The following is a 16,635-nucleotide window of genomic DNA, read 5'->3' on the forward strand; positions in this document are numbered from 1 at the left end:
GTGTCCGATGAAGACTTCGTCTAGGATGAACGGGGTCGCACGTCGCGAGCGTGCTCCAACTTCCACCGCCCACCGATGAATGCGCCTCGATGCCGACGCTGAGCTCTCTCCTCGTGCAGCATGGGGTTACCTCGATGCGGGTGGTCGAAGAGGCGATCGCCCGCCAAGTGCTCCACGGCGGCGACCTCGCCACGAATGTGCTGGAGCTGGGGGCGGTGCGTGAGCGGGAGCTCACCGCGCTGCTCGCAGAGAGCCTCGGGCTCCCGCCCGCCGTGGGCCGATTGCGGCCCGCGTCGCCCGACGTGCTCCGGACGATCCCGGTCGATCTCGCGGTCCAGCACCGCGTGTTCCCCCTCGACGTACGCGGAGGCCTCGACGTCGCAGGGGCGGGAGCCGCGCAGCGCGAAGCGACGCTCGTCATCGCCACGGCAGAGCCCCTCGCGTTGCCCGTGGCGGAGGAGCTGAGCTTCGCGCTGGGGGTCAGCCTGCGGCAGCTCGCCGCGCCGCTGGTGCGCATCCGCCAGGCGCTCGCCGAGCACTACGGCGTGGCCCTGGAGCGGCGGCTGTCGCGGCTCGTGAAGCAGCTCGACGCGCGCGCCGAGCCGAGCCCCGACGAGTCGAACCAGTCGAACGGGCCTGGGCCAGCGGTCACCGCAGCGGTCCCGCCGGCGGCGTCGGCGCCCGTCTCACCCGAGGGCACCGACGCGGCGCAACGCGCAGCGGTCGACGCCACCTCGTCCGCGCGGATCGACACGACGCCTCCTGCCGAGGTCGTCGCGGCTCGCCCGGTCGAGGTCGCTGCGGCCTCGCCCCCTGGCGCCGATGCGGATTCACCGGCAGGTGCTCGCCCCACGTCGCCTCCAGGAGTCGACGCGGCTTCGCCGGCCAGCGTCGAGGAGCCCGAGGATGCCGCTGAGACCCAGCAGCGGCGGCACAGCATCGAGGATGCTCCGACGGTCGAATCGCTGACCTCGATCTACGACGAGGACACGGTCGTCGCGGACGTCGCGCTCAACGAGGCGGTGCCCACGCCGAGGAAGCCGCCGCTCCACGAGATGGATGACGAGCCGACGGTCGTCGCTGCGTATCCGCTCGATCTGGCCGCGCTCCGCTATCCCGAGGCGCACATGCCTCGGGTCGAGGCGGTCGCTTCGAAGCGCGCCGCGCCAGCTCGTGGTGAGGCGGCCGCGCCTACCGGCCAGGCGGCCGCGCTGCAGGAAGAGCCGGCGATCGAGCCGGCAGTGCCGACGCCGCGCTCCGAGCAGCTCGCGCCGCACCTTTCGCCGCTGGCGCCATCGGACGCCGTGCACACGTCGCCGACCGTGGAAGCCCCGGGGCCGCCCGTCGAAATCCCGGAGTCGGCTCCGAAAGCAGCGGCCTCGCCGGCGTCGGCGCTCTCCGGCGCGCGTTCGCCGGCGCCAGGTACTCAGCTCCTGACGGGCTGGCTGAAGCGGGCCTCCGCGGCACACCGGCCTCAGCGAGAGCCGCTGCCGCAAGCCGCCTCGGCGCTGCAGCAGCGGCCGGACGGATCCGCGCCGACGGCGTCGGCACCGTCGCCGCTACCCGCAGCACCGACACCCGAGGCGCCTGTCCCCGCGGCGTCAGCACCCGAGGCGCCTCCGGCCGAGCGACGCGAGCTCTCCTCGATCACGCCAGCGGCGAAGGTCTCCATGCGCGAGGCGGGACGCTCTGCGCCCGCTGCGCAGAGGCGTAAGGGCCCCTTCACGCTGGCCATGGCCGAGCAGGCGCTCGCCGCCGTCGGCTCGAGCGAAGAGGTGCTCGCGGTCCTCTTCGACTTCGGCCAACAGTACTTCGAGTACACGGTCCTGTTCACGGTGCACGGCGAGCGCGCCGAGGGCCGCAACGCCTCAGGTCCAGGCGCCGAGCGTGAGCGCGTCACGAAGATCACCGTGCCCTTCGAACGTCCGAGCGCCCTCGCCAGGGCGCGCGCGCTCCGCGCGCCGCTCGTCACCGCGATTGCCGGCAGCGCTCCTGACGCCGAGCTCCAGCGCGAGCTCGGCAGGAAGGTCCATGCGGCCGCTGTGGCGGTCGTCCCGATCGTCGTGCGCGGCCGCGTCGTCGCGCTCGTCTACGGTGACGACGGCGCCACCTCGGTCGAGCTCTCGAGCATCGGAGACCTCATCGCGCTCGCCGGCATCGCGGCGACGGTGCTGGAGCGGCTCATCCTGCGGAAGAAGCTGAACCGCAGCGGTGGTGCCCAGCAAAGCGACGGCCCGGCGCCCCATGATGCCGCCACGCCGCCGCAGAAGGCGCCAGCGCCGCTGCATCCCGCACCTGCGCCTCCGGAGGACGCCGCCGCCGCCGGGCCTTCGGAGGGCGCTGCTGCGCCTCCAGAGGACGCTGCTGCGCCGACGGGCGAGCAGGCCACGGAGGGACCGCTCTCCCTGCGCACCCGCGCCGCGCTCATGGAGCTGAGCAGCATGGTCCGCTCGGACGCGCACGGCTCGCACGTCGCCGCCGGAGGAGCGCAGCCGCCCGCGGCGGATGCAGATCGCGACGCGGGAGAACCCCCGCCCGCCGACCCCTCGGACGTCGCGCCGCGAGCCGTGCGGCCGCAGGGCGGCTGGACCACGGAGGACGGCGCCTCGGGGATCGATGCCGTCGCGCGTGCCTTCGGCCTTCGCGGCACCGGCGTGGAGGCCGAGTCCGTGCCGCCGGAAGAGGGTGTCGCCCACGCGATGGCCTTCAGCTCGACCATCCCGCCGGCCCCGACGCTGCACGCACAACGCCTCGGCTCCGAGCCGCAGTTCCGGTCGGGCCTCGAGGTGGACGCGGACGTCGTGTCGGGCACGGCCGTCACGGCGCCGATGATGCCGGCGATCACGCCGCCGATGATGCCGGCGGTCACAGCGCCGATGATGCCGGCGGTCACGCCGCTACCTGCGTCGCGCGCCGCAACGTCGTCCGCGCCGGCGATCATCGACGAGATCCCCGACCTCGAGATCCCCGCGGCGCCGGTCCCCTCGGCGTCGGAGGACCTCGATCTCGGCGAGCCGGAAGAGGCGCGGACGAAGCGGTACTCACGGCCTCCGTGGATGCTCGACAGCTCGATCACGCCGGGCGCAGAGGAGCACCGGGAGCTCGGACCGGCGCCGGCAGCGGGGCGGCCCTCGTGGCGCCGCCGCACGCCTGTCGCCGTCGAGACCGCCACGGCGTACGCGAGGCCCCCGTCCGAGCGCCGCGCCGCGGTCTCGCAGTCGCCGGCCGGCGACCTGCGCGCGGAGTACACCTCGCTCCTTCAACACGTCCTCGCGGGCGGCGAGTCCGCCGCGAGGGCGTTCGCCGAGCTCGTGCGGAACGGCGACACGGCGATCTCGATCGTCGCCGCGCGGTTTCCCGGTCCGCTCCGGGTCGACCGTCAGCGCTTCCGTGAGCAGCTGGCCGGACCGGACGGCGCCGCGATCGTCGCCACCGCGCCCCCCGCCTCCCAGTGCGGGCCGCTGCTCGAGCTCATCGTCGCGATCCGGCGGCCGGCGCTCCCCTTCATGACCGTGCGGAGCGCCTCGCCCGATCCCGAGGTGCGCCTGTGGGCCACGCACGTGCTCGGCGAGCTGCCGTACCCGGAGGCCGCCAACGCGCTGCTCCCACGGCTCTTCGACGACAGCATCGCCGTGCGGCGGATCGCGATCCAGTCGGCCGCCTCGCTGATCGCGGCGCCGCCCGCGGGCGGCCCGATCCTGCAGGGGCTCGATCACATCGCGCGCGATCGCGAGGAATCGTCCGCGCGACGGCTCGCGGCCATCGAGACGATGACCGAGATCCGCTCCGGAGCCAGCGTGCCGGCGCTCATCAGCGCGCTCACCGATCCTCACGAGGCGATCGTCGAGGCGGCGGCGCGGGCGCTGATCGTCATCACGCGCGACGATCTCGGCCGAGACGCGCGCAGGTGGCTGTCATGGTGGTCGAGGAACGGCGAGCGCCATCGCATCGAGTGGATCATCGACGCGCTCACGCACGAGAAGCCTGCCATCCGCCGCGCGGCGATCGACGAGCTGAAGGGCATCACCAAGGAGTACTTCGGCTACTACGAGGACCTGCCGCGGCAGGAGCGGGAGGCCGCCCAGGAGCGGTACCGCGCGTGGTGGATCTCCGAGGGGCGCTCGCGGTTCCGCACCACCGGCTGAGGCTGCAGGGAGGCGGGCGGCTCGACCGCTCAGCGGGAGCCGCCCGTCGGGTGGGCTTCAGGGAAGGGAAGGGGAACGAAGAGAGCGAACCGCGCGGCGGCGGTTCACTTCGGGGTGGCGGGGGCGGCGGCCGGCTGCGCGGCGGGCGCCGGCTTCTTGACGGGCAGCCCGGCGGGCGCGGTCTCGCCGGCCTCCTTCATGGCCTTGTCGATGAGCTTCTTGAACTTCGAGAACGGCTGGGCGCCGCTGATGAAGTAGCCGTTCACGACGAACGCCGGCGTCCCGCTGATGCCCGCCTTGTCCGCGACGGCGCTCTCGGAGTCCACGAACGCCTTGTGGGTGTTCGCGTCGAGCGCCTTCTTGAACTTCGTCAGGTCGAGGCCCTGCTCCTCGGCGTACTTCTCGAGCGAGGCGCGCGCGAGGCCGTCCGGCTGCCCCTGGTTCTTGAAGAGCTCCTCGTGGTACGCCCAGAACCCGGCGTTGCCCTTCTGCGCGTAGGCCTCCTGCGCGGCCTCGGACGCGAGCGGCGCGTTCTTGTGCATCGGCAGCGGCCGGTGGCGCCACACGATCTTCAGCTTGTCGCCGTAGGTCTTCGAGATCTGGGAGACCGTGTCCTCGACGCGCTTGCAGAACGGGCACTCGAAGTCCGAGAAGACCTGCATCACGACCTTGGCCTTCTCGCCGCCCTTCCACGGGCTGTTCGGCGGCGGCGCGGAGACCTCCTTGCGCTCGGGCGGCGGCGGCTCCTTGCCGTCCTTGATGATCTCGGCGTAGAGGTCCTTCGCGGCGACGCCCTTGGCGAGCAGCGCCTCGGACTTCTTCATCTCCTCGTCGATGATCGCCTTGAACTTGTCGATCGGCTGCGCGCCGACGAGCCGGCGGCCGTTGATGAAGAAGTGCGGGGTCCCGGACGCCTGCAGGTCGTCCGCGAGCTCCTGATCGGCGGCGATGGACGCGCCGTGCTTCTTGGTGGCGATCGCGGCCTTCACCTTCTCGACGTCGAGCCCGAGCTCCTTGGCGTAGCCGAGCAGATCCTCGTCGTTGAGCTTCTGCTGGTTCTTCCAGAGCAGGTCGTACGCGTCCCAGAAGCCCTTGTCGCCCTTCTGCGCGCGGGCCTCCATGGCGAGCTCAGCCGCGGGCTCCGCGCGCTGGTGGAACGGGAGCGGGTTGTTCTTCCAGACGAACCGGACCTTGTCCCCGTAGGTCTTGACGATCTCGTCGATCGTCGGGACGACCTTGCTGCAGAAGGGGCACTGGAAATCGGACCACTCGACGATGGTGACCAGCGCGGTGGCCGGACCCTTCGCCGGCGCCTCGCCGACGGGCACCTTCCAGACGGTCTTGTCGTCCTCCTGCGGGCGCTCGCGGTCCTTCTGGGGCGGCGCCTTCGCCTTGTTCTCCGCGGCGAGCTTGGCGTACACCTTGTCGGGCTTCGTCCCGGAGGCGACCGCCGCCTGCGCGGCCTTGAGCTGCTCGTCGATGACGGAGGTGAACTTGTCGATCGGCTGAGCGCCGCTCAGGAACACGCCGTTGATGATCGACGCGGGCGTGCCGGTGACGCCCGAGGTCTTGCCGACCGCCATGTCGGCGTCGATCTTGGCCATGTACTCCTGCCGATCGAACGCCGCCTTGAACTTCGCCCTGTCGACGCCGGCGTCGCCGGCCCACTTCTCGAAGTTCTCGGGCGAGAGGCTCTTCTGGTTCTGGAAGGCGAGCTCGTGGAACTTCCAGAACGCCTTCGAGCCGCCGAGGCGGAACACGGTCTCGGCCGCGAGCGCCGCCGGGCGCGCGTTCTTGTGGAAGGGGAGCGGGTTGTTCTTCCAGAGGATGCGCAGCTTCTCGGGGCCGTACTTGTCCTTGAGCTGGCTGATCGTCGTCTCGACCTTGCTGCAGAACGGACACTCGAAGTCGCTGAAGACGACCATCGTCACCGGCGCCGCCCGCGTGCCCCACATGGGGTCCTTCGACGACACCGGGACCGCCGCGTCCTCGTCGGTCCACGGCTGACCGTCGTCGACGGCCGCCGAGATCTCATGGCCGCGCGAGCCGGCGCTCCGATCGATGCTCCACATCAGCCCCATCCCTGCGATGAAGCAGAGAAGAAAGCCGACGATGGCTGTTCCCTTGTTCATGATGTTTCCTCTCTCAACGTGGGTGGGGCTCCGCCAGGCGGGCCCCTCCTTCAACGCGGGTGCGGCACCGGGTGCAGCGCCCGCGACAAGATCGCCAATCGTGAGCCCCCGGGGCGGCGCGCCACCCCGGGCCGAGGGAGCCGCCGCCGCGTGCCCGCAGCGCAGCCCCCGGCGGAGCGCCAGAGCCGCTCTCGACCCCTCACGCCGGCGCCTGCGCCCGGCCTCGAGCGCGGCTGGCACGTCGCCCTCGAGAGGGCGAGCCTGCGCGACGTGGGACCGGACCGGCGCCTAGGAGGCTCGGGTCAGACCGGCAAGCGCTCCAGATCTCGCGGCAGCACCGCCCTCGCGCCAGGAGCTGCGGTCTCCGAGAGACCGAGCGGCGCGATCGCGTGCGGGCTGCCGGCGAGCTCGCCTCATCGAGGCGGGTGGTAGACGCCCTGCGCGACGCCGGGACGTGGTCCTCCCGAGACCGCCGCGAACGAGAAGAGCGAGACGGGCGCGTACAGGGGAGGGAGGACGAGCTCAGGAAGGAGCAGCGCCTGGTGCGGAGCGCTGGCGAGCTCGCTCACAGGACCTGGATGCCGCGAGTTCGGCCCGACCATCGGCCCGCCATCGCTCCCGGCGCAGCCTGGCGCCGCGTCGATCCGCGCGTCGGTGATCGGGAGGGTGCGGGGCGGAGCGACGGCGGAGGCTCCGCGGGGATCACAGATGGGCGCGTCCCTCGTCTCGCCCGTCGCATCGTCGACGCTGGTCAAGACGGTGCACGACGGCTCGTCCGGCGGGGCGACGATCGTCATCCGGTCGTCCTCGCACACCGGGATGATCGCAGCGCGCGCTTTCAGCGGCAGGACCAGCGCCAACGCGAACGTCAGCACGGTCATCAGGCGCTGGACAGCGTGTCGCGACATCCCTCGCAAGGATTAGCCGAGGCGTGCAGGGAGAGCAATGGCCCGGATCCCCGAGGGAACGCGGCACTCCGGGCCTTCCTGGACGGATCCCGACGCTTCTCCAGGGTACCGCCCGGAGGACGCCACTTGTCGACAGGGTGTGGATAACCCTGTGGATAAGTTGGAGAGCCCCTGTGTCGAAACGGTGGTTCGAGCAGCCCGCGCCAGCAGGAGCACGGCCGGTTTCAGGGTTGTGCAGCGATCCGCGCGAACTTGGCCCACCTTGTCCTACATCCGGTAGGTTCGCTTCATGGCGAACTCCTCCGCGACCGTGCCTCGCCCGGTTCCTCCGCCCTCGCATGAGCCCAACAAGAGCGGCTTCGCTGCGGACGATGTTCCCCGGCCGCTCGGCCGTTACGTGCTCCTGCGGCGCATCGCCCGCGGAGGCATGGGGGAGGTGTTCCTCGCCTCCACGACCGGGCTGGAAGGGGCCGAGCGCCCCGTCGTCGTGAAGATCATCCGCCGCGAGCACGCGTCCGATCCGAGCTATATCGCCCGCTTCCTCGACGAAGCGCGGGTGCAGGCGCAGCTCCAGCACTCCGGCGTCGCGCAGGTCATCGAGGCGGACGTCGACCCGGCGACAGGGGAGCCGTACGCCGTGGTCGAGCACGTCGAGGGCCGGAGCCTCGGCGAGGTCCGCGCCCGCGCGGTGCAGCTCGGGCACCGCTTCGACTGGGCGGAGGCGGTCGCGATCGCGACGATGATCGCCGAGGCGCTCGCCCACGTGCACGAGCGCAGGGACCCGTCGGGCGCCGCGCTCGCCATCGTCCACCGCGATCTCTCGCCGCAGAACGTGATGCTCGGCTTCGCCGGCGACGTGAAGATCATCGACTTCGGCACCGCCCGCGGGCAGAACCGGCGCTGCCACACGGTCGCGGGCGTCGTCTTCGCGAAGCCGGGCTACGTCGCGCCGGAGGTCGCCAACGGAGATCCGGGCGACGCCCGGGTCGATCTCTATGCGCTCGGGGTCATGCTCTGGGAGCTGTGCGCGGGGCGCCGGTTCCTGCAGGGCGACGCGCAGGCGCACATGGCCGCGGTCGCGCGCAATCAGAACGACCCGCCGCCGATCGCGCTGTCGCTCGGGGCTCCCTCGGCGCTCGACGCCGCCATCGGGCGGCTCACGGCCTTCGACCGCGACGCCCGCTACCCGTCGAGCCGCGCCGCCGCGCGCGACCTCGCCGCGCTCCTCGGGGCGGCGGTCGCCCTGCCCGGCGGCGAACGCGGCGTGCGCGCGCGGGCCGCGCACTTGATGCAGCGCCTGTTCCCTGGCGAGCCGGGGCGCTCGCGCAGCGAGTTCGCGGCCCTCGTCGCCGCTGCCAAGGCCCACCGCGCCACGGCCGTGACGCCGGTGAGCCCGCGCGCGGAGGCCATGGCCTCCGCCGAGCGCGTGGACGACGGCACGCTGCCCGGGACGCGCTACCGGCTGCTGCGCGAGATCGGGACGGGCGCGAGCAGCACCGTCCACGAGGCGGAGCACGTCGATCTGGGGCGCCGCGTGGCGCTCAAGGTCGTCTCCGCGGAGCACTCGGCGACCGACGTGGTCGCGAGCCGCTTCCGCCGCGAGGCGCGCGTCCTCTCGCGCCTCTCCCACGAGCACCTCGTGAAGGTCCACGATTTCGGCATGGCCGCGGATGGCCGGCTGTTCTGCGCCATGGACCTCCTGGAGGGCGAGACGCTCGACGCCCTGCTCGTCCGCGGCGGCGCGATCGACTGGAGGGACGCGCTCGCGATGGCCGCCAAGGTGCTGAGCGCGCTCGAGCTCGCGCACGCCGAGGGGCTCGTTCACAGGGACATCAAGCCCGAGAACCTGTTCATGACGCGCCCGCGCGGCGCCGAGGGGGCGCTCTCCCTCGCGGACGCCGGCCTGAAGCTGCTCGATTTCGGGCTCGCGAAGCGCCTCTCCGAGGATCGCGGCGAGGCCGACGGCGTCGCGGACGAGACGGGCGCCGGCGAAGGGCCGGCCCGGGCAGCGGTCGCGATCGTCGGGACGCCCGAGTACATGGCCCCCGAGCAGGCCGCGTCGGGGCGCATCGACGGGCGCGCCGATCTCTACGCGCTCGGCTGCGTCCTCTACGAGATGCTCACGGGGCGCCTGCCGTTCGTCGAGCAGAGCCTCGTCGCGCTGATCGACGCGAAGATCAAGGGCAGCCCCGAGCGCCTCCGCGAGCGCGCGCCGACCCGGCAGATCCCGACCTTCGTCGACGATCTGGTGATGCGCGCGCTGGCCCGTCATCCGAGCGTCCGCTTCCAGAGCGCCGCCGAGATGCGAAAGGCCATCCTGGATGCGCTGGGGCAGCCCGCGCGCGCGCGCACCCGCCGCCGCGCGCTGGGGTTCGCCGCGGTGGCCGCCGCGATGACGCTCGCGGGCGTGCTGGTCGTCGGCAAGGGGCGCGAGCTGGTGGCCAGGGTCCCCGCGGTCGCTGCGCTCGTCGGCGCCGCGGGCGAGGCGACCGCGGCGTCGGGCGACGAGGCGCAGCCCGCTGCGCCCGGCGCGCCGGCGGTAGCCGCGGAGGCGCCGGTAGTCGCTGCGGAGGCGCCGGCGTCCGCCGCGGAGGCGCCGGCCGACGGCGCGCTCGCGGCAGCTTCCTACGCACCGGCGTCCGCCGCGGCAGCTCTCGCTGCTGCCAGCGCGCCAGGACCTGCCGCGGCAGGGCAGGGGAGCGCCACGCCTTCCGCCCTCGCGGCTGTGTCCGCCACCGGAGCTGAGCCCGCCGCGCCCCGCGAGGGAGCCGCGCTGCCCGCGGCGGCGGTGCCGCATGGGCAGGCTGCCATCGCGAAGAGCGACGCGGCGAAGCCACCGGCGAGGGACGAGTCCGCCCGGCGCGCCTCGGCGACGGCCGCGCGCGCACCGGCGCCCAAGGCCGCCAAACCTGCGGCGCGCGGCGCGGCGGATCGCGCCTCCCGCGAGGTCGCGAAGCGCGAGCAGAAGGCGCGCGAGCGATCGTCCTCGTCCGCGGCGCGCGAGTCGGCCGCGCCGACACCCGCGCGTGGCGAGGCTGACACGGCGGCGAAAGACGCGCACGAGGATCGCGGCGAAGCGAAGCGGCGCCGTCACAAGCGGCGGTCCCGGGTCGCGAAAGCGGAGTAGCCCCGCGTCGCGCGGCGCATTTCGCTCGCGCGTCGGCTGCGGCGTTGTATACCGCGCAGCCTGCGATGGCTCAGATCGCCCTGTCCGCGCCGGGTTCGAACGCCGTTACGTCGGGGCCACCCCATCGCGCCATCCTGCGGCTCGCGCTGCCGACCGTGGCGGCGATGCTCACCCAGAGCATCGTCAACGAGGTCGACATCGTCTTCTTCGCGCACCTGCCGTGCCCCGAGTCCTCGAACGCGCACGCGGCGCTCCTGCCGTCGCTGATCGTCCTGTGGCTGTTCGGCGGCTCGCTCAGCGCGATCTCGGTCGGCACGCAGGCGTTCACGGCGCGCCGCTTCGCCGAGAATCGCCCCGGGGACGCTGGCGCGGTCCTCGCGAACGCCCTGTTCTTCTCGATCGTCGCCGGCGTCGTGTTCTCCGCGATCGGGTACCTGACGATGCCGTATATCCTGTCCGTCATCATCAAGGTGCCGGACGCGCGGCAGGCGGCGCTCGACTACCTCGGCTGGCGCCTGCTCGGCGTGACGTCGATGGCGGCGACGTTCGCGCTGAAGGCGTTCTTCGACGGGATCGGCAAGACGCACATCCACCTGGTCTCGGCCCTCGCGATGAACGGGCTGAACATCGTGCTCTGCCTCCTGCTCATCTTCGGCAACGCCTCGCTCGGCATCCCGAAGTACGGCATCGCCGGCGCGGGCATGGCCGGCTTCATCTCGACCTACGTCGGCCTCGCGATCATGCTCGCGTACGCGCTCCTGCCGGCGTACCGGCGCCGCTACCGCCCGTTCGCCACGAGCAAGCTCTCGGCCCCGCTCGTCTGGTCCATCCTCAGGCTGTCGATCCCGAGCGCCGTCGCCACCGTCGCGATCATGACGGGCTTCGCCCTCTTCTACGCGATCGCCAGCAAGCTCGACCAGGTCGCGCCGGCGGGCGTGGTCTCGCCGCTCTGTCCCGGCGGCCGCGCGGAGCCGGTGTATGGCGCCGCCACCACGGTGATCGTCGGGATCCTGAAGCTCACGTTCACCGCCTGCCTCGCCTTCGGCACGTCGACGGCGACGCTGGTCGCGCAGTCGCTCGGCGAGAAGGACGGCGACAAGGCCGCGCGCTTCGGCTGGACCAGCGTCCGGCTGGGGCTCGCGATCTTCGGGGTCGTCGGCCTGCTCGAGGCGATCTTCGCGCGGCAGATCCTCGCGTTCGCCAGCAGCAGCGAGCTCGTCCAGGCCGCGGCGCTCCGGCCGCTGCAGGTCATGGGCATCTGCACGCCGCTCGTCGCGGTCGGCATGATCCTGACGCAGGCGCTCTTCGGCGCGGGCAACACGCTGTTCGTGATGGTCGTGGAGCTCATCCTGCACTTCACCTGCCTCGTCCCGCTGGCGTGGCTGCTCGGCATCACGCTCGGCTTCGGCCTGATGGGCATCTGGGGCGCCGGCGTCGCCTACGTGGTCCTCCTCGCCGCGACCATGGTGTGGAAGTTCCGCTCGGGGGACTGGAAGAAGATCCGGCTCGACGCCCATAAGCCCCTCGACGGGCCCGCGCTCGGCGAGGGCGGCGGCGGCGGCGGCGGCGGCGCGAGCGCGCAGGGGCTCTGAGCCGACCGGCTCAGCGGGGGAAAGCGGCGGCGTTCCCGCCGTCGACGGTCACCACGCAGCCCGTCGTGGCCTCGGCCGTCGCGAGGTAGAGGAACGCCTGCGCCACGTCGGCCGCAGTGGTCTCGCGCCGGAGCAGGTTGTCGCGGAAGTAGTCGTCGACCGAGACGTTGCGGGCGCGGGCGCGCGCCTCCAGCAAGCCGGCGCCGAAGAGCGCGGTGCGGATCCGGTCGGCGTTCACCGCGTTGGCCCGGATGCCCTGAGGTCCGAGGTCCACGGCGTACTGGCGCATGAGCGAGACGAGCGCCGCCTTGGCGACGCCGTAGGGGCCGAAGTCGGGCCCCTGGTTGAACGCGCTCTTCGACGCGTTGAACAGGATCGCGCCGCCTGAGCCCTGCGCGAGCAGCACCCGCGCCGCCGCGCGGGCGACGTTCTGGTGGCCGAGCAGGTTCAGCTCGAGCGAGGCGCACAGCGCCTCGTGCCCCTCGGACGTGTGGAGGGAGCCCGAGAACGCGCGGCCGGCGTTCGAGACGACGACATCGACGCCGCCGAAGTGCGCGGCGCTCTGCGCGAACGCGCGGTGCACGCTCGCCTCGCTGCGCACGTCGCAGGCGACCTTCATGCAGCGGCCGCGGTAGCGGCCCCCGAGCTCTGCGGCGGCCTTCTCGAGCGACTCCTCGTCGCGATCGGCCAGCACCACGTGCGCCCCCGCGGCGAGGAACGCCGCCGCGGTCGCGTGGCCGATCCCCGAGGCGGCGCCCGTGATCAGCGCGATCCGCCGATCGAGCGGGCCCCGCTGGCCCGCCCCGAGCTTCAGCTTCGCCTGCTCGAGGCTCCAGTATTCCATGTCGAACAGGTCGAGCTCCGGGACCGGCTGGTAGCCGCCGAGCGCCTCGGCGGCCTCGATCACGGAGACGGTATGAGCGTAGACGTCCGCGACGATCTCCGCCTCGGCGCGGGAGCCGCCCACGCACAGCGCGCCCGCCCCGGGGAACAGCAGCACCCGCGGGAACGGATCGAGCTCATCGCGGACGACGCCCCGCGCCGCGCAGGAGCGGCGGAAGTACTCGTGGTACTCGTCCACGTACCTCGCGATGGCCTGCTCGACGGTCGCGCGGAACCGCGCCGCGTCGGTGATGGCGTGGCAGTCGATGACGAGCGGCCGCGCCTTGGTGCGGATGACGTGATCCGGCGTGGCGCAGCCGATCTGCGAGACCCTGGCCAGATCGTCGCGCGCGCAGAACGCGAGCAGCTCCAGGCCGGTGCGGAGCGTGCAGACCCAGGGGCGCCCCGACGCGCGGGCGAGCGCTCCGCGGACGACCGGCCCGATGGCGGCCCGGAGGTCCGGATCCGCCGCGACCGTGGGGTGCGAGACGACCACGCTGCGCTCGGCGATGTAGTGCTCGGCGCGCGTGACGGCGTCGATCATGCGCGTATAGCTCTCCTCGGCGGTGTCTCCCCACGTGAAGACGCCGTGCTTGTCGAGGATCATCAGCGACGGGAGCGCCCCTCGCGCGAGGCGCTCCCGGACGAGCTCCGCGACGCGGCGGGCGAGCGCGAAGCCTGGCATCACGTACGGCACGAAGAGCGCGCCGTCCCCGTAGATCGCCTGGACGACCTCGGCCGAGCCGGGCTGATCGATGACCGCGAGCACCGCGTCCGCGTGCGTGTGATCGACGAACTTCGCCGGGATGATCGCGTGCAGCAGCGCCTCGACCGACGGCGTCGGGCTCGCCGGATCCAGCATCTGGCCGCGCAGGAGCGCGACCATCTGCTCGTCGGTCATCGCCTCGAGCGCGCACGCGCGCTGGAGCGGCGCGAGGCGGCACGCCGGGAAGCCGCGCGGCTCGATGGTCGCGAGGTCCCACCCGCTGCCCTTGATGAAGAGCACCTCGACGCGATCGCCGAGCAGGTCGACGGCCGTGCTCTTGACGCTCGTGTTCCCGCCGCCGTGCAGGACGAGCGACGGATCGGCGCCGAGGAGGCGGGAGGTGTAGACGCGGAGGGCGAGATCCTCGCCCCAGGTCGAGGCGTAGGTGTCGAGGGTGCGCTGGGCTTCGTCCTTGCTGTGGCGAGGATCCATCAATGGGCCGCGTACCCCAGCGGCGGAGGCGCCGAAAGCCCGCCGCTCAGTAGCGGTAGTTCTCGGCCTTGAAGGGGCCCTCGGCGGGGACGCCCAGGTATTTCGCCTGCTCCGCCGTCAGCTGGGTCAGCTCGACCCCGAGCTTCGGCAGGTGCAGCGCGGCGACCTTCTCGTCGAGCTTCTTCGGCAGCAGGTGGACGCCGATCGTGTGCTTCTCGGTCCACAGGGCGATCTGCGCGAGGACCTGGTTGGAGAACGAGGTCGACATCACGAACGACGGGTGGCCGGTGGCGCACCCGAGGTTCACGAGCCGGCCGCGCGCGAGGACGATCAGCCGCTTGCCGTCCGGGAAGATGAAGTGATCGACCTGCGGCTTGATGTTCTCCTCCTTGATCTCGGGGTTCTTCTCGAGCCACGCGATCTGGATCTCGGAGTCGAAGTGCCCGATGTTGCAGAGGATCGCCTCGTCCTTCATCGCGATCATGTGCTCCGCCCGGACGACGTCCTCGCAGCCCGTCGCCGTGACGAAGATGTCGGCGATCGGGGCGACGGTCTCGAGGCGCTTCACCTCGTAGCCCTCCATCGCCGCCTGCAGCGCGCAGATCGGGTCGATCTCGGTGATGATCACGCGCGCCCCCAGGCCGCGCAGCGACTGCGCGCACCCCTTGCCGACGTCGCCGTAGCCGCACACGACGGCGACCTTGCCGGCGAACATCACGTCGGTGGCCCGCTTGATCCCGTCGCCCAGCGACTCGCGGCAACCGTAGAGGTTGTCGAACTTGCTCTTGGTCACCGAGTCGTTGACGTTGATCGCGGGCACCTTCAGCTTGCCCGCGCGGTGCATCTCGTAGAGCCGGTGCACGCCGGTCGTCGTCTCCTCGGAGAGCCCGCGGATGGGATCGGCGCCGGTGAAGAGCTCCGGGTGCTTCTCGTGGGCGACGATCGTGAGATCGCCGCCGTCATCGAGGATCATGTTGGGCCCCTTGCCGCCCTTGAAGGCGTAGAGCTGCTGCTCGATGCACCAGTCGTACTCCTCGAGGGTCTCGCCCTTCCACGCGAAGACCGGGATGCCGGCCGCCGCGATCGCCGCCGCCGCGTGGTCCTGCGTCGAGTAGATGTTGCAGCTCGTCCACGTGACCTCCGCGCCGAGGGCCACGAGCGTCTCGATCAGCACCGCCGTCTGGATCGTCATGTGGAGGCAGCCGGCGACGCGCGCGCCCTTGAGCGGCTGCGTCGCGCCGTACTCCGCCCTGAGCGCCATCAGCCCGGGCATCTCCTTCTCGGCGATGCGGATCTCCTTGCGACCCCAGTCCGCGAGCGTGATGTCGGCGACCTTGTAGGAGAGCTTCTTCTCAGCAGTCATGGTGTCCCTTTGCCTTTTCGGTGAATGCGCTTGTGCGCGCGCCGCGCCAGCCGACGAGCAGCTGCCAAACCAGGTGTCGATCCGGGCCTTCGCCCTGCCATGCGGACGGCAGCCGCCGGAGCTCGACGCCGGAGAGCCCGGCCTCCTCGGCGAGACCCCGGAGGTCGCCCGGCGAGAAGCCGAGCCAGATGTCCGCCTCCTGCTCTCGAAGGGCCTGATCATGATGCACCTCGTAATCGAGCACGCACACCGCGCCCCCGCGGGCGTGCGCGCCGTCGCCGCGGCCGGGGGCGGCCGGGCGCGCGAGCTCGACGAGCGCGCGCATCGCCTTCGCCGGCTGAGGCGCGTGGTGCAGCACGCGCGCCGCGAAGACCACGTCGGCGCCCCCGGAGAGGGCCTCGTCGGCCCCCGGAGGATCGCCGCCGAGCGCGCGCGCCACGGCCTGGATCACCTCGGGCCCGTCGATCTCGCCGCACACCAGCTCGACGTTCTCGAGGCTGCGCCTCCGCAGGCGCTCCCCGGCGAGCTGCAGCTGGGCGCTCGCGCGATCGAGCGCGACGACGCGATCGAAGACGGGCGACAGCACCTCGAGCAGCGCCCCGTCGCCGGTGCCCGCGTCGACCGCCAGCCGCCTGTGGGGCAGGAGCGGCGCGAGCGCCGCGAGGTAGGCGGCGAGCTCGGACGGCGGCCCCGGGCGCAACGGCCGCCCGCCGCGCGCGAAGAACTCGCGCGTCTCGGCGTCGCGCGCGGCCAGCACCTCCTCGATGCGCGCGAGCGTCCCGTCCGCCGCGCACGCGCGCTGGCCCGCGCGCACGGCGTCGTCGACCACGGGATCGGTCGTCGCGCGCGGGTCCAGGCGGAGCAGCGTCCACGTCCCCTGGCGCCGGGCGAGCAGGATCCCCGCCTCGCGGAGCGCGGCCGCATGGCGGGAGATCTTCGGCTGACCCTCGCGGAGCAGCTCGGCCAGCTCTCCGACGGCGAGCTCTTCCGCCGCGGCCAGGCCGAGGAGCCGCACCCGCACCGGATCCGCCAGCAGCCGGTACAGCTCGCACCGCGCGACCGCCTCCTCCGGTTGAGCTGGCGTCTCTACGACCGAGACCATGGCTCATACATATGTGTTGATGCGCATAGATGCAAATAGTTTATTCAAGGCCCTGAACGCGCTCGGTTCCCCTCGAAGGCCCCGCTGACACGTATGCCCGGGCACCACGGCTCGCGCGCCGGGGCAGGCTCCCGTGCAGCGAGTAGCAGGGACCAGCCATGCGCACGGGGGCGCCCTTCAGCGGCC

Annotated in this window: 8 protein-coding genes; 3 read left to right on the top strand and 5 right to left on the bottom strand. The window is 72.4% G+C overall.

Annotated elements, in window-relative coordinates; translation table 11 throughout:
* Positions 1-89 precede the first annotated feature (89 nt).
* Positions 90-4,145 carry a hypothetical protein gene (locus WMF29_RS16385; RefSeq protein WP_437329720.1) on the top strand — a complete coding sequence of 1,352 codons (4,056 nt, stop codon included), beginning with the start codon at positions 90-92 and terminating at the stop codon, positions 4,143-4,145.
* 104 nt (positions 4,146-4,249) lie between these two features.
* Here WMF29_RS16385 and WMF29_RS16390 read toward each other — a convergent pair whose 3' ends face one another.
* A complete protein-coding gene (locus WMF29_RS16390; protein ID WP_437329721.1) occupies positions 4,250-6,277 on the bottom strand; it encodes a DsbA family protein in 2,028 nt (675 codons plus the stop codon).
* 413 nt (positions 6,278-6,690) lie between these two features.
* Positions 6,691-7,185, bottom strand: coding sequence for a hypothetical protein (locus WMF29_RS16395; protein WP_437329722.1), 495 nt, complete (start codon positions 7,183-7,185; stop codon positions 6,691-6,693).
* A 289-nt stretch (positions 7,186-7,474) separates the two neighbouring features.
* On the opposite strand from WMF29_RS16395, the gene WMF29_RS16400 reads away from it, so the two are divergent.
* Together WMF29_RS16400 and WMF29_RS16405 are read left to right on the top strand one after the other, a co-directional pair.
* A complete protein-coding gene (locus WMF29_RS16400; RefSeq protein ID WP_437329723.1) occupies positions 7,475-10,312 on the top strand; it encodes a serine/threonine-protein kinase in 2,838 nt (945 codons plus the stop codon).
* Between the two features lie 65 nt (positions 10,313-10,377).
* Entirely contained in the window at positions 10,378-11,904 is a 1,527-nt protein-coding gene (locus WMF29_RS16405; RefSeq protein WP_437329724.1) for an MATE family efflux transporter, read from the top strand.
* 10 nt (positions 11,905-11,914) lie between these two features.
* On the opposite strand, the gene WMF29_RS16410 is transcribed toward WMF29_RS16405, so the two are convergent.
* From WMF29_RS16410 to WMF29_RS16420, 3 genes are read right to left on the bottom strand one after another with little or no spacing between them, the layout of a single operon-like run.
* Positions 11,915-13,984: a bifunctional aldolase/short-chain dehydrogenase gene (locus tag WMF29_RS16410; protein WP_437329725.1), complete on the bottom strand. Its 2,070-nt coding sequence runs from the start codon at positions 13,982-13,984 to the stop codon at positions 11,915-11,917.
* 46 nt (positions 13,985-14,030) lie between these two features.
* Complete coding sequence (gene ahcY / locus WMF29_RS16415) at positions 14,031-15,347, bottom strand: adenosylhomocysteinase (RefSeq protein WP_437329726.1); 1,317 nt, start codon at positions 15,345-15,347, stop codon at positions 14,031-14,033.
* Positions 15,337-16,449, bottom strand: coding sequence for an ArsR/SmtB family transcription factor (locus WMF29_RS16420; RefSeq protein ID WP_437329727.1), 1,113 nt, complete (start codon positions 16,447-16,449; stop codon positions 15,337-15,339). Before WMF29_RS16420 ends, ahcY begins: the two co-directional genes overlap by 11 nt.
* Between the last annotated feature and the right edge of the window lie 186 nt (positions 16,450-16,635).

This window comes from Sorangium sp. So ce381, from assembly GCF_051473845.1.
Classification (GTDB): domain Bacteria; phylum Myxococcota_A; class Polyangia; order Polyangiales; family Polyangiaceae; genus Sorangium; species Sorangium atrum.

Excerpts from the sequence above, each read along its gene's own strand:
- WMF29_RS16385 (WP_437329720.1), top strand. The coding sequence starts at position 90 with ATGCCGACGCTGAGCTCTCTCCTCGTGCAGCATGGGGTTACCTCGATG.
- WMF29_RS16390 (WP_437329721.1), bottom strand. The coding sequence starts at position 6,277 with ATGAACAAGGGAACAGCCATCGTCGGCTTTCTTCTCTGCTTCATCGCA.
- WMF29_RS16395 (WP_437329722.1), bottom strand. The coding sequence starts at position 7,185 with ATGTCGCGACACGCTGTCCAGCGCCTGATGACCGTGCTGACGTTCGCG.
- WMF29_RS16400 (WP_437329723.1), top strand. The coding sequence starts at position 7,475 with ATGGCGAACTCCTCCGCGACCGTGCCTCGCCCGGTTCCTCCGCCCTCG.
- WMF29_RS16405 (WP_437329724.1), top strand. The coding sequence starts at position 10,378 with ATGGCTCAGATCGCCCTGTCCGCGCCGGGTTCGAACGCCGTTACGTCG.
- WMF29_RS16410 (WP_437329725.1), bottom strand. The coding sequence starts at position 13,984 with ATGGATCCTCGCCACAGCAAGGACGAAGCCCAGCGCACCCTCGACACC.
- ahcY (WP_437329726.1), bottom strand. The coding sequence starts at position 15,347 with ATGACTGCTGAGAAGAAGCTCTCCTACAAGGTCGCCGACATCACGCTC.
- WMF29_RS16420 (WP_437329727.1), bottom strand. The coding sequence starts at position 16,449 with ATGGTCTCGGTCGTAGAGACGCCAGCTCAACCGGAGGAGGCGGTCGCG.